Below are 20,116 nucleotides of genomic sequence, written 5' to 3'. Positions count from 1 at the left end.
GCTAAAGCGAGGGAGGAATGATTACCCCCGCAGCACCGCGCCCTGCTTCGCCGCGGCGGCGACGACCTTGTCCGCCACCGCCTTCAGCGCCTCGTCGGTAAAGCTCTTGTCGGTCGGTTGCAGCGTCACCTCGACCGCGACCGACTTCTTGCCTTCTTCCACACCCGCGCCGGTGAACACGTCGAACACACGTGCCGCCACGATCGCCGCCTTGTCGGCGCTGCGCACCGCGCGGACCAGCGCGTCGGCGCTCACCTCGGCCGGCACGAGGAAGGCGAAATCGCGGCGGACCGATTGCAGCGCCGGCGGCGCGAAGGCCGGACGCATGAAACCTGATGCGCGCTTCGAAGGCAGCGCGTCGAGATACAGCTCCACCGCCGCCACCGCGCCGTCGAGGTCGAACGCCTTGAGCAAACTGGGATGCAGCATGCCGAAGCGCGCCAGCACCGTCTTCGGCCCGAGCCGCAGCGTGCCGCTCTGTCCCGGATGCCAAGCGTCGCCCGCCTCGCCCATCACCTGCAGATTGTCGACCGGCGCGCCCGCCGCAGCGAGCAGCGCCAGCGCCTCCGCCTTCGCGTCATAGGCGTCGAAGCCCGCCGCCTTGCCCTCGCGCCAGCCGCGCTCGCGACGGTTGCCGGCGAGGACGAGGCCTAGCGTCGCATGTTCGGCCTCGGCGAGATAGCGGCGGCCGATCTCGAACAGCCGCACCGCGGTGATGCCGCGTTTGAGATTGCGCTCGGTCGCCGACAGCAGGCCGGGGAGCAGCGACGGCCGCATCACCTTTAAGTCCTCGCTGATCGGATTGGCGAGCGTCCACGCGCCGCCGCCGAACGGGGCCGCCTGCGCCTCCGACAGGAAGCTCCACGTCACCGCCTCGTCGAGACCGCGCGCGGCGGCGGCGCGACGGACGCGGCGTTCGAGCTTCTGCTCGGGGGTGGCGGTCGGCTTGGCCACGCCGGGGACGCGCGGCAGCGGCACGGGCGCGACCTTGTCGATCCCCTCGATACGGATCACCTCCTCGACGAGGTCGGCGGCACCGTCGATATCGCGGCGCCACGTCGGCACGGTGACCTGCCAGTCGTCGGCGACGGCGAAGCCGAGCGATGCGAGGATCGCACGCTGGCGATCGGCAGGCACGGCGAGGCCGCCCAAGGTCTCCGCTTTCGCGGGGTCATAGGCATAGACGCGCGGGGTCAGCGGCGGTTCGCCGGCGCGGGTGACGGGCGAGGGCGTGCCGCCGCACAGGTCGAGCACCAGCCGCGTCGCGATGGCGAGGCCGTCGTCGAGGAACGCCGGGTCGACGCCGCGCTCGAAGCGCTGGCGCGCGTCGCTGGTCAGCAGCAGCTTCTGGCCGGTGCGCGCGATATGGTCGGGATCGAAATAGGCGCATTCGATCAGCACGTCGCTCGTTTCGGCGGAGACGCCCGAATGCTCGCCGCCCATGATGCCGGCGATATCGTGGACTTGGGCTGCGTCGGCGATGACGGTCATCGTCGCATCGAGCGTATAGGTCTTGCCGTTGAGCGCGACGAGCTGCTCGCCGTCCCGCGCCTTGCGCGCAACGAGCCCGCCGGAGAGCTTGGCGCGGTCGTAGACGTGGAGCGGCCGGCCAAGGTCGATCGACACGTAATTGGTGATGTCGACCAAGGCGCTGATCGGCTTCTGCCCGATCGCGGTGAGGCGCCGGCGCAGCCAGTCGGGCGATTCGCCGTTGGTCACGCCGCTGACATTTTGCGCATAGAAAGCAGGGCAGCCGTCGCGATCGTCGGTGCGCACGTCGGGGGCCTCGCCCTCGCCCGCCACCGCGCTCACCCCATCCGTTCGGGCTGAGCCGGTCGAAGCCCCTGCGCGCGCGGCCTGCGCTTCGACAGGCTCACGGCGAACGGGGGAAGACGGGACGGCGAGCGGCTTGAGCGTCCCCAGCCCCGCCGCGGCGAGATCGCGCGCGATGCCGCGCACGCCCATGCAGTCCTGGCGGTTGGGGGTGACGCTGATGTCGATCACCGCGTCGTTGAGCCCGGCGTAATCGGGGAAAGGCGTGCCGACCGGCGCATCGGCGGGCAGCTCGATGATGCCGTCGTGATCCTCGCCGAGTTCCAGCTCGCGGGTCGAGCACATCATGCCGTTCGATTCGACGCCGCGGATCGCCGCGACCTTGAGCGTCACGTCGAGCCCGGGGACATAGGCGCCCGGCGCGCCGAACACGCCCACCAGCCCGGCACGCGCATTGGGCGCGCCGCACACGACCTGCAACGGACCGTCGCCGGCATCGACCGACAGCACCTGCAATTTGTCCGCCTGCGGATGGCGTTCGGCGCTGAGCACTTTCGCCACGCGGAACGCCTTCAGCGCATCGCCGGGATTGTGGACGCCCTCCACCTCCAGCCCGATGCGGGTCAGCGTGTCGACGATCGTGTCGAGCGCGGCGTCGGTGTCGAGATGCTCGCGGAGCCAGGACAAAGTGAATTTCATATCGATTCCAGACCTTCGTCATCCCGGCGACCGCCGGGACCCATGGATGCGGGCGGTTCGTACCGACCCCCTGCATCCGCCATCATGCGCATCCGATCGGGGACGGCGTCACGCGCCTGCGCCGACACCGCCCGACAGCGTCGGCACGTCGAGCGCCGAGAAGCCGTAATGTTTCAGCCAGCGGATATCGCCGTCGAAGAACGGCCGCAGGTCGTCCATGCCGTATTTGAGCATCGCCAGCCGGTCGATGCCGCAGCCGAAGGCGAAGCCCTGCCATTCCTCGGGATCGAGCCCGCACGACGCGATCACCTTGGGGTGGACCATGCCGGAGCCGAGCACCTCCATCCAGCCGCCGCCAGAACCGCCGATGACGCGCTTGCCCTTCTCGATCGTATAGCCGACGTCGACCTCCGCCGAGGGTTCGGTGAAGGGGAAATAGCTCGGGCGCAGGCGCAGGACGATATCGTCGCGCTCGAAGAACGCCTTGAGGAAGGTCTCCAGCGTCCATTTGAGATGGCCGAGCGTGATCCCCTTGTCGATCACCAGCCCCTCGACCTGATGGAACATCGGCGTGTGCGTCGCGTCGCTGTCCGAGCGATAGGTGCGGCCGGGCGCAATGATGCGGATCGGCGGCTGCTGTTGCAGCATCGTGCGGATCTGCACCGGCGAGGTATGCGTGCGCAGCAGCATCCGCTTCTCGCCCGCGTCGCCGTCGGGGAAGTAGAAGGTGTCGTGCATCGCGCGTGCCGGATGCGTCTCGGGAATGTTGAGCGCGGTGAAATTGTGCCAGTCGTCCTCGATCTCCGGCCCGGTGGCGACCGCGAAGCCGAGGTCGGCAAAGATTTCGGCAAGTTCGTCCATCACCTGGCTGACCGGATGGACGGTGCCGGCGAGCGGCGGCTCGGCGGGCAGCGTCATGTCGAGCGTCTCGCCGGCAAGCCGCGCGTCGAGCGCGGCGCGGTCGAGGCTCGCCTTGCGGGTGGCGATCGCCTCGGCGACGGCCTCGCGCAGGCCATTGATCCGCGGTCCTTCCGTCTGCCGCTGCTCGGGGCTCATCTTGCCGAGCGTCTTGAGCAGTTGCGAGACGCTGCCCTGCTTGCCGAGCGCCTCGACGCGGAGCGCTTCGAGCGCGTCGGCGCTCGCCGCGGCGGGAATCGCGGTCAGCAGATGGTTGCGCAGGGTATCGAGGTCTTCGGTCACGTATCGCTCTCTTTCACAGGCGGCAGGCCGAGGCCGAGCGCCAGATCATCCCAGTCGGGATTATGCTCTTCGATGAGCCGCAGCTTCCAGTCGCGGTTCCATCGCTTGAGCTGCTTCTCGCGATGGATAGCAGCTTCCATCGTGTCCGCCACATCGTACCAGACCAGACGATGCACGCCGTAGCGGGAGGTGAACCCCGGGATCAATCCTTCACGATGCTGGATCAGCCGTCCGATCAGGTTCGAGGTGACGCCGACGTAGAGCGTGCCGTGTAGGCGACTGGCGAGGATGTAGACGCAGGGCTGCCATTCCATCCGCTTTTCTCCTTCCCGCAAGAAGGGAGCCTTCTGTTCCCCGCCCCATCATTGTCATCCCCGCGGAGGCGGGGATCCAGACGCGCAGGTGTTGCGCCTCCAGCATCGACGTCAGCGTTTATGGATCCCCGGCTACGCGGGGATGACAATTGGGAGAGCGAATGGCCCGAAAACGAAAAAGGGCGCCGGTGGTGTCCCACCGGCGCCCCGATTCTCGCAAAGCAACAGGCGCTTACGCGGCCTGCGGCAGCGCGGCCTTCGCCTGGGCGATGATCGCGCTGAATGCGGCGCTCTCGTGCATCGCGATGTCGGCCAGGACCTTGCGGTCGAGCTGGACGCCGGCGAGCTTGAGGCCGTGCATGAACTGCGAATAGGTCAGACCCTCGGCGCGGACGCCGGCGTTGATGCGCTGGATCCACAGGCCGCGGAAGGTCCGCTTTTTGACCTTGCGGTCGCGATAGGCGTACTGCCCGGCCTTTTCGACGGCCTGACGGGCGATACGGATGGTGTTCTTGCGGCGGCCGTAATAGCCCTTGGCCTGCTCAAGAATCCTCTTGTGCTTGGCGCGGGTGGTTACACCACGTTTGACGCGTGCCATGTCCTGATGTCCTTACTTGAGGCCGTACGGCGCCCAGGCCTTCACCGTCGCGGTGTCGGCCTTCGACAGCACCTTGGTGCCGCGGTTCTGGCGGATGTACTTGCTGTTGTGGCTGATCAGGCGGTGGCGCTTGCCGGCGACGCCGTGCTTCAGCAGGCCGCTGGCGGTCAGCTTGAAGCGCTTCTTGACGCCACTCTTGGTCTTGAGCTTGGGCATTTTGGTCCTTTCGCTGTGAGCATGGCATGAACCGCCGCGGCAGCCCTTGATGGCCGGGCAGTCCTGTAGCGCCTCGCTCGGGAAGCGGGGCCCCTAGCCGACCCCGCGAGGAAACGCAACCGATGCGGAACCGGAACGAGCGCTGGCGCGATTCAGGCGGCGATGGATATGCCGCCCCCCGCTCCGGAACCGGCTGCCGCGCCGCCGCCCCCTCCCGCTGCGGTCGCTCCGCGGCGCCGCCGCGTCTGGCGGATCGTCCGCAACGTGGCGCTGGCGCTGGTCGGGCTGATCGTCGCGATCTGGCTGGTGCTCTATATCACCAAGGGCCGTTTCCTGCGCCATCCGTTCGAGCGATTCGTCGGCGGCCAGACGCACCGGCCGGTGCGCGTCGCGGGCGATTTCCAGCTCTATTTCGCGCCGTTCCGCATCAAGTTCGTCGCCGAGCAGATGACGATCGCCAATCCGGACTGGGCGACGCGGCCCTATCTGTTCCAGGCGGCGCGCATCGACACGCGGATCGCGCCGCTGTCGCTGTTGTGGGGCAAGCGGCATTTCTACTGGCTCGACCTCACCGACGGCGCGGTCGATCTCGAATGGAACCGCGCGCATACCGCCAACACCTGGACGTTCAGCGACAAGAAGGGCGGCAAGCCGCTCGACTTCCCGCGCATCGACACCGCGACGGTGCGCGGCACGAGCGTGCGCTATCGCGACCCGCGCATGCAGTTGCTCGCCGACCTCAAGGTCGACGATATCCGCTCGACCGATGCGCGGATCGGCCGCGCGGTCGGCGTCGAGGGCGACGGACTGGTGCGCGGCACGCCGTTCCGCGTCACTGCGCGGCTGCTCGCTCCCGACGCGACAGTCAACCGCGGTCGCAACGAGCTCGTGATGCGGGCGTGGGCGGCGCACAACGTGCTGGACGTCTCGGGTACCTTGCCGTCGATCGCGGCGATCGAAGGCGTGCCGTTGCAGACACGCGCGCGCGGCCGCAACCTGTCCGAACTGCTCGGCATCATCGGCGTCGCCATTCCCAATACGCGCACCTACCGGCTCAAGGCACAACTGGTGCAGCAGGGGCAGGTCTATAATTTCACCCGCATGAGCGGCGTGGTCGGGGCAAGCGACGTCGCCGGCACGCTCAAGATCACCAACGGCGAGCGGCTGCATCTCGATTCGCAGCTATCGACCAAGACGCTCGACATCATCGATGCCGCGCCGTTCATCGGCTACAATCCCGATATCGTCGCGACCAAGGGCGCGCTCGCCGCCGCGCGCGCCACCGGTGCCGCGCCGCAGCGCATCCTGCCTGAGGCGGCGCTGCCGATCGCGACGATGCAGCGCTTCGACGCCGATCTGAAATGGACGATCGCGCGGGTGCGCTCGCGCAACCTGCCGATCAGCGACATCGACATGACGCTCGATCTCGAGCGCGGCCGGCTGGCGCTGTCGCCGCTGACGATGGCGATGGCGCGCGGCAACGTCGCCGCCGACGTGGTGTTCGACACGCGCCAGCGGCCGGCGCGCGACACCTATGACATCCGCCTGTCGCCGACGCCGATGGGCAAATTGCTCGCCGGCTATGGCGTCGCCGAGGCGGGGACGACGGGGACGATCAAGGGACGCATCCAGCTCGAGGGGCGCGGCGATTCGATCCACGATTCGCTCGGCACCGCGCGAGGGCGGATCGCCTTCGTCATGCCGCAGGGCCAATTGTGGACACGCAACGTCCAGCTCGCCGAGCTCGATCTCGGCACGTTCGTGCAGAAGATGTTCGAGGACAAGCTGAAGAAGCCGGTCGAGGTGAATTGCGGGCTGATCGGCTTCACCGTGCGCAACGGCGTCGCCGCGGCGGACCCGATCCTGATCGACACGACAAAGAACGTCATCGTCGGCCGCGGCGGGTTCAGCTTCAGGACCGAGGCGGTCGATCTCGCCTTCCGTGCGGACGGCAAGAAGTTCAGCCTGTTCTCGGGCCAGTCGCCGGTCGGCGTCGGCGGCTATTTCGCGGCACCGAAGCTCAATGTCATCAGCGACCAGTTGCTCGGGCGCGCGGGCGCGGGGCTGGGGCTCGCGCTGGTCGCGACGCCGCTGGCGGGGGTGCTGGCGTTCGTCGACGTCGGCGATGCCAAGTCGGCGGCGTGCGGGCCGGTGCTGTCTGGCGCGACGGCGCAGGCGCAGCGGACTACGAAGGGGCAACCGCGCGACGACGTCGGCCACGGCACGACGGCGAAGGACGAGGACGGCAAGAAGACGAACGGCGAGAAGAAGAGCCAGCGAAAGAAGTTTCTGGGGATTTTCTGACCCCATTGTCATCCCCGCGTAGGCGGGGATCCAGACGCGCGGGTCCCCCTTTAAGCCGCTACGTCAGCGTGTATGGATCCCCGCCTGCGCGGGGATGACGGAGTGGGGTATGGGATTCCCTCAATGACCGTGGTCATGCCCCGCGGTCGTGCGGATCGCCTCGAGCACGTCGTCGGTGCGCGCCGGATCGCCGATCGCGAGGACGTGGCCGGCGCTCGCCGAGGTCAGCGGGTCGCCGTTCCAGTCGCACATGCGCCCGCCCGCGCCCTCGACCACCGGCACCAGCGCGGCGAAATCGTACAATTGCAGCCCCGATTCGACGACGATGTCGAGCTGCCCGCTCGCCAGCAGCCCGTAATTGTAGCAGTCGCCGCCATAGACCGGCCCCTGCCGCGTATGGCCGCCCGAGGCGGCGGCGACGAGCGCCATGTAATGCGGAACGTCGTCCTCGGCGAACAGATGCGGGCTGGTGGTGGCGAGCACCGCGCCTTCGAGCTGCGGACAGGTCCGCGTGCGCGTCGGCCGGCCGTTGAACGTCGTCGGGCGGCCGGCGACGCCGAGCCAGCGTTCGCGCTGCACCGGCTGGTCGATGATGCCGAGCAGCGGCCAGCCGTCCTCGACCAACGCGATCAGCGTGCCGAAGATCGCGCGACCGACGGTGAAGCTGCGCGTGCCGTCGATGGGGTCGAGCACCCATTGCCGCCCCGTCACGCCGGTCTTCTCGCCATATTCCTCGCCGATCACGCCGTCGCCCGCCGCCTCGGCATCGAGCAATTTGCGCATCGCCGCCTCCGCCTCGCGGTCGGCACGGGTGACGGGGGAATGATCGTCCTTGAATTCGACGCCATGCTCGGCGCGGAAGTAGGGACGGATCGCGTCGCCAGCGGCGTCGGCGAGGCGGCTGGCGAGCTGGATATCGGCGGCGGTGATCGGCATGGGCCAGCCCTATCGCGCCGCCCCGCGCCACGCTAGAGTGCACGAAAGTCGAGAGGATATCCCATGCGCCTGTTCCCCGCCGCCATTGCCGCCGTCGCCCTGATCGCCACCCCCGCGCTCGCCGGGCTGCCGGTCGGTGCCAAGGCGCCGACCTTCTCCACCCGCGGGGCGGTCGCCGGGCAGGTGGTCGGGGTCGACCTGGCACAGCAGCTCAAGAAGGGGCCGGTGGTGCTGTATTTCTTCCCGGCGGCGTTCACCGGCGGCTGCAATGCCGAGGCGCATGCCTTCGCCGAGGCGATTCCCGACTTCCAGAAGGCAGGCGCGACGGTGATCGGCATGTCGGCGGACGACGTACCGACGCTCCAGCGCTTCTCTGCGGAGAAATGCGCGGGCAAGTTCGCGGTCGCCAGCGCCGGGCCGAACGTCATCAAGGGCTATGACGTCGCGCTCAACGGCGGCGGGCGCGCGCTGACCAAGCGGACCAGCTACGTCATCGCATCCGACGGCCGCGTCGCGTTCGTCCACGACGACATGAACCCGGCGCAGCACGTGGCGCTGACGCTCGCCGCGGTGCGCAAGCTTCACCATTCCTGATCTTTTCGAAACCCTACGCTAAGTAATAGTATTTATAAGTGCTTGCGAACGAAGGGTGGGGCATGCGCGGGATTGCAGCGAGGAAGGACGGAAAGGTCGATCTGTTCGGGCAGATCGGCCACTTCCTGGCGGATCACGGCCTGTCGCCGGAACCGACGCATTACAGCTTCGCCTATGACGTCATCGCCGATCCGCATGGCGCCATCGCCCAGGCGGTGCGCCGGCTGACCGACGGCGGCATCCGGCTCAGCCGCACCGATATCGAAGCGCTGGGCGGGACGGTGAGCACCGGCGGCGCCGCCGTCGAGTCGCAGGCCGACAGGCGGCAGGGCGAACCCGATGCACGTGACGACGATGCCGCCGTTTTGGTGGCGAAGACGCAGGCGCAGGTCGACGGTTTCGCGACGATGATGCGCGAGATGCAGGACGAGACGCGCGGCTTCGGTCGCGATCTTGCGCAGAGCGCGGCGGCGATCCGCCACAATACGCCGGCCATCCCCGCCGCCGCGGGGCTGGACGAGATCGCCCGGATCACCGGCGCGATGCTGACGCGCATCCGCGAGGCGGAGATGCGGCTGGCCAAGGCGACCGACGAGGCCGAGGCATTGCGCGCCAAGCTGGCGGAGGCGAACGACACCGCGCGGCGCGATCCGCTGACCGGCCTGCCCAACCGCCGCGCGTTCGACGAGGCGTTCGCGGTACGGCGCGAGCATGACGGCCCCTTCTGCCTCGCGGTGTGCGACATCGACCGGTTCAAGCGGATCAACGACGTCCACGGCCATCCGATCGGCGACCGCGTACTCAGCGCGGTGGCGCGGACGCTCGCCGATGCGTGCGGCGATCATCTCGTCGTCAGGCACGGCGGCGAGGAATTTGCGGTTCTGCTGCACGGCGTCGCGCTGGCGGATGCGGCGGCGCGGCTCGACGACGTGCGCGACGCGATCTCGGTGAAGCGCTTCCGCCTGCGCGAGAGCGACCGTCCGCTGGGGCAGGTGACGGTGTCGATCGGCGTGACCGCGGTCCATGCCGGTGAGACGCTCACCGATGCCTTCGATCGCGCCGACCGCCTGCTCTACACGGCCAAGGCCGAAGGCCGCGACCGGGTCTGCGCCGCCTGATCTTGGCGTAAACTGCAGATGCGGCTGGCGGGATTTCCCAAGCGCATCGCACCTCACTACAGTATTCGGCAGAAATCAGCCGTTTTTCGGTTCTGGCACGATGGCTGCAAAGTCCCTGGCATCGGCGGCGAACGGTTCGCCCCGATCAGCAAAGGGACCAACACCATGTTTCTCCGCCTCGAACTCGCCCAGCGCACCGCTTTCTCGGTCGTCGCTGCCCTCGCCTTCGCCGCCGTCGCAATCAGCGCCGCGGTGCCGGTCACGCCGATCGCATGATGATTCAGGCGGGCGCGGCGGCCCCGACCGGGCCGACCGCCGCCGCCTCGCCGCGACCATAGGTTGCGGTCAACACCCCGGCGGCGAGCACATGCCCCGCCATCGCCTCGATAATCGCGGTGCGACCCGGCGTCTCGCCCGGCGCCCCGACATCCGGGCCGAGCGCGAACAGCTGGAAGACGTAGCGATGCGCACCGTGGCCGGTCGGCGGATCGGGCGGCAACCAGCCCTCGCGCAGGTAGGAATTGCGCCCGACATCGCGGTCGGGCGATCCGGCACCATCGCCGACGATCGCGCCCTCTTCGAGGCGCCCAGCATCCGCGGCGATCCCCCATATCACCGCATGGACGAGCGGCTGCGGCGCCGGCGCATCGGCATCCTCGACCAGCAGCGCGAACAGCGCGGTGCCCGCCGGCGCGGCGCCCCAGGTCAGCGGCGGCGATACGCCCTCGCCATCCGCGGTGAACCGGTCGGGCAATCGCGCGCCATCGGCGAACGCCGGGCTGGTGAGATCGAGTGCGGGAAACGCCGTGCCGAGTTCGGGCCGGGCGATCGCCAGCTTGTCGGCGCCGGCGCGGACGCCGCTCAGCGCCTGGCCGAGCCAGGCAGGAACATGTTCGAGCATCGCTTACTCCTGGGGGCAATCGCCGGGACGGGATTTCGGCGGACTGCCGGCGGCATACCAGCGGCTGGTCGCGCCCATCGTCTCGCCATCGTGGTAACAGGCCTCGCCGCGCGTCCCGTCGGGGGCGACGAGGAAGGTCCAGTCCTTGCCGTCGCAATTGTGCGCTTCGCAGCCATGCGCGGCGATGCGCCCGTCCTTGGTCTGGAAGATCGGCACGCTGACCGCGTCGTGCGAGGTGAAGCGATGGCGCAACGTGTCGTCGCCGATCGCATCGATCAGCGCGCGCGACACCTCGGTCCGGTCGTAGAAGCCGACCCCGGCGACCGTATCGCCCGGATATTTGCCGACATAGGCGGTGATCGGATTGCTGTGCTCCTGCCCCGGCAGTGGCTTGGGCGGCTGCGTCGCCGGCGGCACGAAGCGTGCCGCGGCATTGTCCGCACCGTTGGACTTTTGGCCACTGCCGCAGGCGGCGAGCAGCAGGAGCGGAGCAAGGCAGAGAGCGCGCATTGTCGTGGAACGCGGCAAGCGCCCCGGCGGTTGCCTGCGATATGACGCAAGCTCTCGACCGTTTCCTCTCCGCCCAGGCGCTCGTCCACGATCAGGCGCTCGCCGAATTGCGCCGCGGCCGCAAGACCAGCCACTGGATGTGGTTCATCTTACCGCAGATCGCCGGCCTCGGGCGCAGCGAGACCGCGCGTTTCTACGCGATCCGCGACGCGGCGGAGGCGCGCGCCTATCTTGCGCATCCGCTGCTCGGCCCGCGGCTGATCGAGGCGACGCAGACGGTGACCACCGCACCCGGCACCGCCATCGCGATCTTCGGCGAGATCGACTCGCTCAAGCTGCGCTCGTCGCTGACGCTGTTCGCCGCGGTCGCGGACGATCCCGCGCCGTTCGAGGCGGCGCTGACACGCTTCTACGGCGGCGAGCGCGATCCGGCGACGCTGGACTTGCTGGCGCGGGACGGCGGTGCGTGAGGCGCGCGCGAGCACCACGCGCCGGTCAGAACAGCTTGCCGCCGTTCGGGACTGCGAGGCTCGGCCGATCAGCACCACCTTGCCGTCCGCATCGGGGAAGCCGAGCGTCAGCACCTCGGACATGAACGGGCCGATCTGGCGCGGCGGGAAATTGACCACCGCCGCGACCTGCCTGCCGACGAGCGCCTCGGGCGTGTAATGGTCGGTGATCTGCGCCGAGGATTTCTTCACCCCGATCGCGTCGCCGAAATCGATGCGCAGCTTGATCGCCGGCTTGCGCGCCTCCGGAAAGGGCTCGGCGGCGACGATCGTGCCGACGCGGATGTCAACCCGTTCGAAATCGGCGAAGGCGATCGGCTCAGAAGTCGACATTGTCGTAATGCGCCGGTGGTCCGATCATCTCCATCCGCTCCGACAGCAACGGCCGGAAGCTCGGCCTGCTCTTGAAGCCGCGATACCAGCGCGCGGTCTGGTCGTGGCCCTTCCAGTCGATGCCGCCGAGATAGTCGGCGACCGAGATCTGCGCCGCCGCGGCGAGATCGGCGAGGCTCAGGGTCGCGCCGCCCAGCCAGTTGCGGTGATCGAGCAGATAATCGGTGTAGTCGAGATGGCTGACCGCCGCCTTCATCGCCTCGCGCAGCCCCTTGGCATCGGGCGCGGCGCGGTGCGCGAGCCGCTTGACGACGCGCTCGTGGAGCAGCGGCCCGGTGACGTCGCGATAGAAATGCGTGTCGAACCAGCTGACCAGCCGGCGGATCTCGGCGCGATTGGCGGCGGTGCCGTTGATCGTCGCCGCCTTGTCGACCGTCTCCTCAAAATATTCGCAGATCGCCATCGAATCGATCAGCGGCGCACCGGGGCGGGACGCGTCGACCATCACCGGCGTTTCGCCGGCGGGGTTCATGTCCATGAACTCGTCGCGCCGGTCCCACGGCGATTCGCGCACCAGCTCATAGCCGATGCCCTTCTCGCCGAGCAGCAGGCGCACCTTGCGGCTGAACGGACAAAGCGGGAATTGGTAAAGCTGCCACATACGGCCCCTGTAGGGCATTCCTACACCGCAGGTGAAGCCGTTGCGTTTGGCCCATCGTTTCTATAAATCAGACGTCACGTTTTCTAGAAAGCGGTCCGATGGGCATCAACATCAAGCATGACGGCCACGAACGGGCGATCCGACAACTGGCGGCCAGTCGCGGGTTGTCGCTGACCGATGCGATCGGATTGGCCGTGGGCAATGAACTGGCCCGCGATCGCGAACAAGAGCGCAAGGAAGACTTCATGCGACGAGTCCATGAAGTGCAGGCCGCGTTCGAGGCAGCGCCGGTTCTCGATCCGCGTCCCTATCGCGAGATCCTATACGACGAGAATGGCCTTCCTCAATGATCGTCGCGGACACATCCGCTTTCGCTGCGATCATCCTCAACGAACCGGATGCGATGGTTTACGCCGAGGCATTGAGGGACAGCGCCACGATCATCGTATCTGCACCGACGATCCTGGAGCTACGGTCGGTCCTGTATCGCCGGTTCGGGGCCGACTATATGTTACGGGCAGATACATTGCTCGCGGCGCCTTCCATTCAGGTCGTGCCATGGACGGAAGCTCATCTTCCCATTGCGGTCGACGCACTGCAGCGCTTCGGCGGCCGGCCGGCCCGGCTGAATTTCGGCGACTGCATGGTCTATGCGATCGCCAAGGCGCTCGACGCGCCGTTGCTCTACAAAGGCGAGGATTTCGCGCGGACCGATATCCGGTCCGCGCTCTGATCCGTCACTCCGCCGCGACCAGCTCCACCGAATCGTCCAGCGGATAGGTCTGCCGCGACAGCATCTCCTTCGGCACGACCTGCCAGAAATCGCCGGCGATCCGCTCCCAGTCGGCGAGCAGACCCTTCGACCATTTGCTGTCCGTCGCATTGGCATGCCGCTCGACGAGGTCGCGCAGCACGCCCTCCCAATGCGCCGAGGCGAGCCGCTGCCAGACGATATTCTCCGGATTGGCGCGCTGCGCGAACTCGCCGTCGGGATCGTAGACGAAGGCCATGCCGCCAGTCATGCCCGCGCCGAAATTCTGCCCGACGCGGCCGAGCAGCACCGCGACGCCGCCGGTCATATATTCGCAGCCGTTGGCGCCGCAGCCCTCGACCACCACGGTCGCGCCCGAATTGCGCACCGCGAACCGCTCGCCCGCCTGCCCCGCGGCGAGCAACGTTCCCGAGGTCGCGCCATAGAGCACGGTGTTGCCGAGGATCGTATTGTCCTGACTCGCCAATGGCGAGGATACCGCGGGGCGGAGCACGATGATGCCGCCCGAAAGGCCCTTTCCGACATAATCGTTGGCGTCGCCGAACACTTCGAGCGTGATGCCCTTGCACATGAAGGCCCCGAGGCTCTGCCCGGCGCTCCCGCGCAGCCGGACGGTGACATGGCCGTCGGCGAGCTTGCTCATCCCGAAACGGCGGGTGACCTCGCTCGACAGCCGCGTGCCGACCGCGCGATGCGTGTTGCGCACCGAATAGGTGAGCTGCATCTTCTCGCCGCGGCTGAACACCGCCGCGGCATCCTTGATGATCTGCGCGTCGAGACTGTCCGGCACCTCGTTGCGGAAGGTCGACAGCGAGAAGCGGCGCTCTGCGTCGGTCGCATCGACCTTGGCGAGGATCGGGTTGAGGTCGAGGTCGTCAAGATGCTCGGCGCCGCGGCTGACCTGCCGCAGGAATTCGGTGCGGCCGATCACCTCGTCGAGGCTCCTGACGCCGAGCCGGGCGAGGATGTCGCGCACCTCCTCGGCGATGAAGGTCATCAGGTTGATGACCTTCTCGGGCGTGCCGACGAACTTGTCGCGCAACGCCTGATCCTGCGTGCAGACGCCGACCGGGCAGGTGTTGCTATGGCACTGGCGCACCATGATGCAGCCCATCGCGACGAGGCTGAGCGTGCCGATACCATATTCCTCGGCGCCGAGGATCGCGGCGATGACGATGTCGCGCCCGGTCTTGAGCCCGCCGTCGGTGCGCAGCCGCACCCGGCCGCGCAGGCCGTTGAGGGTCAGCACCTGGTTGACCTCGCTGAGGCCCATCTCCCACGGCGTGCCGGCATATTTGACGCTGGTCTGGGGCGAGGCACCGGTGCCGCCGACATGGCCGGCGATCAGGATGACGTCTGCATGCGCCTTGGCGACGCCGGCGGCGACGGTGCCGATCCCCGATGAGCTGACGAGCTTGACGCAGATCCGCGCGCGCGGATTGATCTGCTTGAGATCGTAGATGAGCTGCGCGAGATCCTCGATCGAATAGATGTCGTGGTGTGGCGGCGGCGAGATCAGCGTCACGCCCGGCGTCGCATGGCGTAGCTTGGCGATGAACTCGGTGACCTTGAACCCGGGCAGCTGGCCGCCCTCGCCGGGCTTGGCGCCCTGCGCGACCTTGATCTCGATCTCCTCGCAGGCGTTGAGATATTCGGCGGTGACGCCGAACCGGCCGCTCGCGATCTGCTTGATCGTCGAATTGGCGTTGTCGCCATTCTCATAGGGCTTGAAGCGCTTGGTATCCTCGCCGCCCTCGCCCGACACCGCCTTGGCGCCGATGCGGTTCATCGCGATCGCCAGCGTCTCGTGCGCCTCGGGGCTGAGCGCGCCCAGCGACATGCCCGGGGTGACGAAGCGCTTGCGGATCTCGGTGATCGCCTCGACCTGATCGACCGGCACGCCTTCGCTCGGGAAATTGAACTGGAGCAGGTCGCGCAGATAGACCGGCGGCAGATCGGCGACGCCGCGGCTGAACTGCAGATAGCTGGTATAGCTGTCGGTCGACACCGCGGTCTGCAACAGATGCATGAGCTGCGCCGAATAGGCGTGAGTCTCGCCGGTGTGGCGCTGGCGGTAGAAGCCGCCGATCGGCAACTTCGCCACGCCCTCGTCCCAGGCCAGTTCGTGGCGGACGAGTGCGCTGTGGTGCAGCGAATTATAGCCCTCGCCCGAAATCTTGGCGGGCATGCCGGGGAACAGGTCATTGACGAGGCTGCGCGAGAGGCCGACCGCCTCGAAATTATAGCCGCCGCGATAGGAGGAGATCACCGCGATCCCCATCTTGCTCATGATCTTGAGCAGCCCCTCCTCGATCGCATGGCGATGGCGCTTGAGGCATTCGTCCAAGGACAAGTCGCCGAACAGGCCGCGCGCCTGCCGGTCAACGATCGCCGCCTCGGCGAGATAGGCGTTCACCGTCGTCGCGCCGACGCCGATCAGCACCGCGTAATAATGCGTGTCGAGACATTCCGCCGAGCGGACGTTGATCGAGGCATAGGAGCGCAGGCCCCGGCGGACGAGATGCGTGTGCACCGCCGCCGCCGCCAGCACGCCGGCGATCGCGATCCGATCTTCGGAGACGTGCTCGTCGGTGAGAAACAGCTCGCTCTTGCCCTGCCGCACCGCCTGCTCCGCCTCGTTGCGGATGCGCTGGATCGCGGCGCGCAGCTTTTCGGGGCCGCCCTCGGCGTCGAAGGTGCAGTCGATCTCGGTCGCGGTGCGCGCGAAATGCGCCTTCAGCCGCGCCCAATGCTGGCCGGTGAGCACCGGCGAATCGAGCACCAGCACGCGGTCGCGCTGATCCTCGGTGTCGAGGATATTGGCGAGATTGCCGAACCGGGTGCGCAGCGACATGACGTAGCGCTCGCGCAGCGGATCGATCGGCGGGTTGGTGACCTGGCTGAAATTCTGGCGGAAGAACTGGCTGATGAGACGCGGCTTGTCGCTGATGACGGCGAGCGGGGTATCGTCGCCCATCGAGCCGATCGCCTCCTTCGCGGTCTCGACCATCGGCGACAGGATCAGCTCCATATCCTCCAGCGTCTGGCCGGCGGCGACCTGCCGCCGCGCGAGCGCGGGCCGATCGAAACGGACCATCGCCTCGGCGACCTCGGGAAGGTCGTCGAGCGTGTGGAATTCGCCGATCATCGCGGGATAATCGTGCTCCGCGGCGATCCGGTCCTTGACCTCGCGGTCGCCGAGCACCCGGCCTGCGTCGAGGTCGACCGCGATCATCTGGCCCGGCCCGAGCCGGCCCTTGGCGACGACGGTCGATTCGGGGACAACGACCATGCCGGTCTCCGAGCCGACGATCAGCAGCCCGTCCGAGGTCTGCGTATAGCGCAGCGGCCGCAGCGCGTTGCGGTCGACGCCCGCCACCGCCCAGCGGCCGTCGGTCATCGCCAGCGCGGCGGGGCCGTCCCACGGCTCCATCACCGAGGCGAGATAGTTATACATCGCGGCGTGATCGGGCGGCGTGTCTGCGCCGGTCGCCTCGGGGACGAGCATCAGCTTGGCGGTCGGCGCGTCGCGGCCCGAGCGGCAGATCGCCTCGAACACCGCGTCGAGCGCGGCGGTGTCGGATGCGCCCGCCGGGATCACCGGCTTGATGTCCTCGGAATTGTCGCCGAACGCGAGGCTCGCCATGCGGATCTCGTGGCTGAGCATCCAGTTCTTGTTGCCGCGGATCGTGTTGATCTCGCCATTGTGCGCGAGGCAGCGGAACGGCTGCGCCAGCCACCATTGCGGGAAGGTGTTGGTCGAATAGCGCTGATGGAAGATCGCGACGCGCGATTCGAAGCGCTGATCCTGCAGATCGGGATAGAAGACCGACAGGCTCTCGGCGAGGAACAGCCCCTTGTAGACGATCGACCGGCACGACAGCGAGCAGACGTAGAAGCCCTGGATCTGCGCGGCGATGACGCGCTTCTCGATGCGGCGGCGGACGAGATACAGGTTCTTCTCGAACTCGGCGGCGGAGACGTCGTCGGGCAACGGGCCGGCGATCATGATCTGCTCGATCTCGGGCCGCGTCGTCTGCGCCTTGAGGCCGATCACCGACACGTCGACCGGCACCTGCCGCCAGCCGTAAATCGTATAGCCCGCCTCAATGATCGCGCTCTCGACGATCGTGCGGCAATTCTCCTGCGCGCCGAGATCGGTGCGCGGCAGGAAGATCATGCCGACCGCGAGCCGGTTGGGCAGCACCTTGTGGCCGCTCGCGACGACCGCATCGTCGAAGAAGCGGTGCGGCAGGTCGATATGGATGCCGGCGCCGTCCCCGGTCTTGCCGTCGGCATCGACCGCGCCGCGGTGCCACACCGCCTTCAGCGCATCGACCGCCGACTGGACGACGCGCCGCGACGCACGCCCGTCGGTGGCGGCGACGAGGCCAACGCCGCAGGCATCGCCCTCGCTGTCGGGACGGTACATGCCGTGTTCGGCGAGATAGGCGCGCTGGTCAGTCATGGTATGAGACCCTGTTCGGCGAGCCTCGCTCGCAAAGTGACATAAGCCTGGATAAGGCCGGACGAAGCAGTCCAGGTGTCGTTTACCCGATCAACCTGCTCGGCTTCGTCGATGGGATATTCGTGAACCAACCGGTTGCGCAGTTCGGCCGCACCGATCCAATCGTCGGCGTCCTCGACAATACCCAGCTTTTCAAGCTGATTGGCCTGATCGCGCCGGGTCATCGCCCGGACATCTTCCAGCTCCCAAGTCAGGTACGCTCGAAAGAGGCGGCCCAACATATCCTGTAGCTGCTCGTACCGTTTCAGCAGCGCGATGCTGGCGATCCGTTCGATCAGCGGCAGTTGCGACGGATCGTCGCCAATGATCGGCAGCACCGGGGTCAGGATCGGCCGAAGGTCATCGAACCCGGCGATGATCCGGTCGCAACGCGCGGCTGCCGCCTTGATCAGATCCTCGGTCGTCATGGCAACGGCCTCGCCTGGGGCTGGACGAGGCGGGCGAAGGCCGATGGCGCGCGGCCCCGCTCGATCAGGACGACATCGACCTTCTGCTCGTCGATATGCCGGAACAGCAGGTCGCGAAAGGCACCGACCCTCCGCCACTCCGCCTCGACGCTGGGATCGGCTTCGATCAACAGGTCGATGTCGCCTCCCCGCAGATCGTCGCGCAGGCGGCTGCCAAACAGGCTGACGGACGCGGTATCGCCGAACGTCGTGCGCGCCGCCAGACGGATCGCGTCGATATCGCGCTGCTTTAGTCTCACGCCGCGACCTTTCCCGCCTTTGCCTTCGCCTTGAGCCATTTGTGCATCGTCGCCGCCACGTCGCGGCCGTCGCGGATCGCCCAGACCACCAGCGACGCCCCGCGCACGATGTCGCCCGCCGCGAACACGCCGTCGAGGCTGGTCATCAGCGTCTTGCCGTCGACCAGCACCGTCCCCCAGCGGCTGACACCGAGTTCAGGCGCGCCGAACAGCGCCGGCAGGTCCTCGGCGTCGAAGCCCAGCGCCTTGATGACCAGATCGGCCTTCAGCGTGAAGTCGCCGCTCGGATCGGCTTCCGGCGCGCGGCGACCGCTCGCATCGGGCGCGCCCAGACGCATCTTGCGCGCGCGCACCGTGCCGTCGCTGTCGAACGCCGCCGGGGCGGAGAGCCAGACGAATTCGGCGCCCTCCTCCTCGGCGTTGGTGACCTCGCGCTGGCTGCCCGGCATGTTCTTGCGATCGCGGCGATAGAGGCATTTCACCGACGCCGCGCCCTGGCGGATCGCGGTGCGGACGCAGTCCATCGCGGTATCGCCGCCACCGATCACGACGACGTGCTTGCCCGCCGCATCGAGCCCGCCCTCGTCGAACGCCGGCACCGCATCGCCGAAGCCCTTGCGGTTCGACGCGATCAGGAAATCGAGCGCCGCCACCACGCGGCCGTCGTCACCGCCCGCGACGTCGAGCGCGCGCGCCTTGTAGACGCCGGTCGCGATCAGCACCGCGTCATGCTCGCGGCGCAGATCGTCGAGGCTCGCCTGTTCGCCGACGCCGAAGCCTTCGTGAAAGACGATGCCGCCCGCCTTGAGCCGGTCGACCCGGCGCATGACGACAGGCTTCTCGAGCTTGAAGCCGGGGATGCCATAGGTCAGCAGCCCGCCGGCGCGATCGTGCCGGTCGTAGACATGGACTTCATAGCCATGGCCGCGCAGATATTCCGCCGCGGTCAGTCCGGCCGGACCGGCGCCGATCACCGCCACCGACTGCCCGCGCGCCGGCCCCGGCACCAGCGGCTCGACCCAACCCTCTTCCCAGGCGGTGTCGGTGATGAACTTCTCGACCGAGCCGATCGTCACCGCGCCATGGCCGGTGAATTCGATCACGCAATTGCCCTCGCACAAACGGTCCTGCGGGCAGATGCGGCCGCAGATCTCGGGCATGGTCGAGGTGCTGTTCGATAGCTCGTACGCCTCGCGCAGCCGCCCCTCGGCGGTCAGCCGGAGCCAGTCGGGGATGTGGTTGTGCAGCGGACAGTGCACCGAGCAATAAGGCACGCCGCATTGCGAGCAGCGCCCCGCCTGATCCTCCGCCGCCGGCGCTGCATAGCGCGCGGCGATCTCGGCGAAGTCCTCGGCACGCGCCTGGGGTGCCCGCTTCGCGGGATAGGCCTGCTGACGGCCGACGAACTTGAGCATGGAATCGTGCGCCATGGGGCCTCCTTCCC

19 protein-coding genes and 1 pseudogene are annotated in these 20,116 nt (G+C 67.9%); 6 read left to right on the top strand and 14 right to left on the bottom strand.

Annotation, left to right across the window (positions count from 1 at the left end; all coding sequences use genetic code 11):
- Positions 1–21: 21 nt before the first annotated feature.
- From pheT to rpmI, 5 genes are all read right to left on the bottom strand, one after another.
- The gene (gene pheT / locus AC07UH_RS14210; protein ID WP_495181581.1) at positions 22–2,472 is read right to left on the bottom strand and encodes a phenylalanine--tRNA ligase subunit beta; all 2,451 of its coding nucleotides are present in this window, start codon (positions 2,470–2,472) and stop codon (positions 22–24) included.
- A 108-nt stretch (positions 2,473–2,580) separates the two neighbouring features.
- Complete coding sequence (pheS, locus tag AC07UH_RS14205; protein WP_495181582.1) at positions 2,581–3,672, bottom strand: phenylalanine--tRNA ligase subunit alpha; 1,092 nt, start codon at positions 3,670–3,672, stop codon at positions 2,581–2,583.
- A complete protein-coding gene (locus AC07UH_RS14200; RefSeq protein ID WP_495181583.1) occupies positions 3,669–3,986 on the bottom strand; it encodes a GIY-YIG nuclease family protein in 318 nt (105 codons plus the stop codon). The genes pheS and AC07UH_RS14200 overlap by 4 nt, the downstream gene beginning before the upstream one ends.
- A gap of 232 nt (positions 3,987–4,218) precedes the next feature.
- Complete coding sequence (gene rplT / locus AC07UH_RS14195) at positions 4,219–4,584, bottom strand: 50S ribosomal protein L20 (protein WP_038665948.1); 366 nt, start codon at positions 4,582–4,584, stop codon at positions 4,219–4,221.
- A gap of 12 nt (positions 4,585–4,596) precedes the next feature.
- Positions 4,597–4,800, bottom strand: a complete 204-nt coding sequence (gene rpmI, locus AC07UH_RS14190) for a 50S ribosomal protein L35 (RefSeq protein ID WP_017977259.1) — start codon at positions 4,798–4,800, stop codon at positions 4,597–4,599.
- Between the two features lie 162 nt (positions 4,801–4,962).
- On the opposite strand from rpmI, the gene AC07UH_RS14185 reads away from it, so the two are divergent.
- Positions 4,963–7,104, top strand: a complete 2,142-nt coding sequence (locus AC07UH_RS14185; protein ID WP_495193952.1) for an AsmA family protein — start codon at positions 4,963–4,965, stop codon at positions 7,102–7,104.
- Between the two features lie 120 nt (positions 7,105–7,224).
- On the opposite strand, the gene AC07UH_RS14180 is transcribed toward AC07UH_RS14185, so the two are convergent.
- Positions 7,225–8,040, bottom strand: a complete 816-nt coding sequence (locus AC07UH_RS14180; RefSeq protein WP_495181585.1) for an inositol monophosphatase family protein — start codon at positions 8,038–8,040, stop codon at positions 7,225–7,227.
- Positions 8,041–8,103: 63 nt separating this feature from the next.
- Here AC07UH_RS14180 and AC07UH_RS14175 point away from each other — a divergent pair, with 63 nt between their 5' ends.
- Positions 8,104–8,634, top strand: coding sequence for a peroxiredoxin (locus tag AC07UH_RS14175; protein ID WP_038665938.1), 531 nt, complete (start codon positions 8,104–8,106; stop codon positions 8,632–8,634).
- 62 nt (positions 8,635–8,696) lie between these two features.
- Positions 8,697–9,752 (top strand): GGDEF domain-containing protein, encoded by a 1,056-nt coding sequence (locus tag AC07UH_RS14170; RefSeq protein WP_038665936.1) that lies wholly within the window; start codon positions 8,697–8,699, stop codon positions 9,750–9,752.
- A 280-nt stretch (positions 9,753–10,032) separates the two neighbouring features.
- Here the strand turns inward: AC07UH_RS14170 and AC07UH_RS14165 are convergent, their stop codons facing one another.
- Positions 10,033–10,653, bottom strand: a complete 621-nt coding sequence (locus tag AC07UH_RS14165; protein WP_495181586.1) for a YbhB/YbcL family Raf kinase inhibitor-like protein — start codon at positions 10,651–10,653, stop codon at positions 10,033–10,035.
- Positions 10,654–10,656: 3 nt separating this feature from the next.
- Entirely contained in the window at positions 10,657–11,163 is a 507-nt protein-coding gene (locus tag AC07UH_RS14160) for a hypothetical protein (RefSeq protein WP_495181587.1), read from the bottom strand.
- Positions 11,164–11,204: 41 nt separating this feature from the next.
- Here AC07UH_RS14160 and AC07UH_RS14155 point away from each other — a divergent pair, with 41 nt between their 5' ends.
- Complete coding sequence (locus AC07UH_RS14155) at positions 11,205–11,633, top strand: DUF1810 domain-containing protein (RefSeq protein ID WP_495181588.1); 429 nt, start codon at positions 11,205–11,207, stop codon at positions 11,631–11,633.
- A 25-nt stretch (positions 11,634–11,658) separates the two neighbouring features.
- Here the strand turns inward: AC07UH_RS14155 and AC07UH_RS14150 are convergent.
- A pseudogene (locus AC07UH_RS14150) lies at positions 11,659–12,005 on the bottom strand (tRNA-binding protein).
- A complete protein-coding gene (locus AC07UH_RS14145; RefSeq protein WP_038665920.1) occupies positions 11,992–12,666 on the bottom strand; it encodes a glutathione S-transferase family protein in 675 nt (224 codons plus the stop codon). Before AC07UH_RS14145 ends, AC07UH_RS14150 begins: the two are co-directional and overlap by 14 nt.
- Positions 12,667–12,764: 98 nt before the next feature.
- On the opposite strand from AC07UH_RS14145, the gene AC07UH_RS14140 reads away from it, so the two are divergent.
- Positions 12,765–13,016, top strand: a complete 252-nt coding sequence (locus AC07UH_RS14140; protein ID WP_495181589.1) for a type II toxin-antitoxin system VapB family antitoxin — start codon at positions 12,765–12,767, stop codon at positions 13,014–13,016.
- Entirely contained in the window at positions 13,013–13,399 is a 387-nt protein-coding gene (locus tag AC07UH_RS14135) for a type II toxin-antitoxin system VapC family toxin (RefSeq protein ID WP_137899704.1), read from the top strand. Before AC07UH_RS14140 ends, AC07UH_RS14135 begins: the two co-directional genes overlap by 4 nt.
- Positions 13,400–13,403: 4 nt before the next feature.
- On the opposite strand, the gene gltB is transcribed toward AC07UH_RS14135, so the two are convergent.
- From gltB to AC07UH_RS14115, 4 genes are read right to left on the bottom strand one after another with little or no spacing between them, the layout of a single operon-like run.
- A complete protein-coding gene (gene gltB, locus AC07UH_RS14130) occupies positions 13,404–17,906 on the bottom strand; it encodes a glutamate synthase large subunit (protein WP_495181590.1) in 4,503 nt (1,500 codons plus the stop codon).
- Positions 17,903–18,373 carry a hypothetical protein gene (locus AC07UH_RS14125; protein WP_495181591.1) on the bottom strand — a complete coding sequence of 157 codons (471 nt, stop codon included), beginning with the start codon at positions 18,371–18,373 and terminating at the stop codon, positions 17,903–17,905. The genes gltB and AC07UH_RS14125 overlap by 4 nt, the downstream gene beginning before the upstream one ends.
- A complete protein-coding gene (locus AC07UH_RS14120; protein WP_137899707.1) occupies positions 18,370–18,711 on the bottom strand; it encodes a nucleotidyltransferase domain-containing protein in 342 nt (113 codons plus the stop codon). The genes AC07UH_RS14125 and AC07UH_RS14120 overlap by 4 nt, the downstream gene beginning before the upstream one ends.
- Positions 18,669–20,102: an NAD(P)-dependent oxidoreductase gene (locus AC07UH_RS14115; protein ID WP_495181592.1), complete on the bottom strand. Its 1,434-nt coding sequence runs from the start codon at positions 20,100–20,102 to the stop codon at positions 18,669–18,671. The genes AC07UH_RS14120 and AC07UH_RS14115 overlap by 43 nt, the downstream gene beginning before the upstream one ends.
- Positions 20,103–20,116 lie beyond the last annotated feature (14 nt).

Source organism: Sphingomonas sp. GW821-FHT04B01 (genome assembly GCF_059420425.1).
Note: the sequence above shows the minus strand (reverse complement) of the source record. Positions and strands in the feature narration are given on the sequence as shown.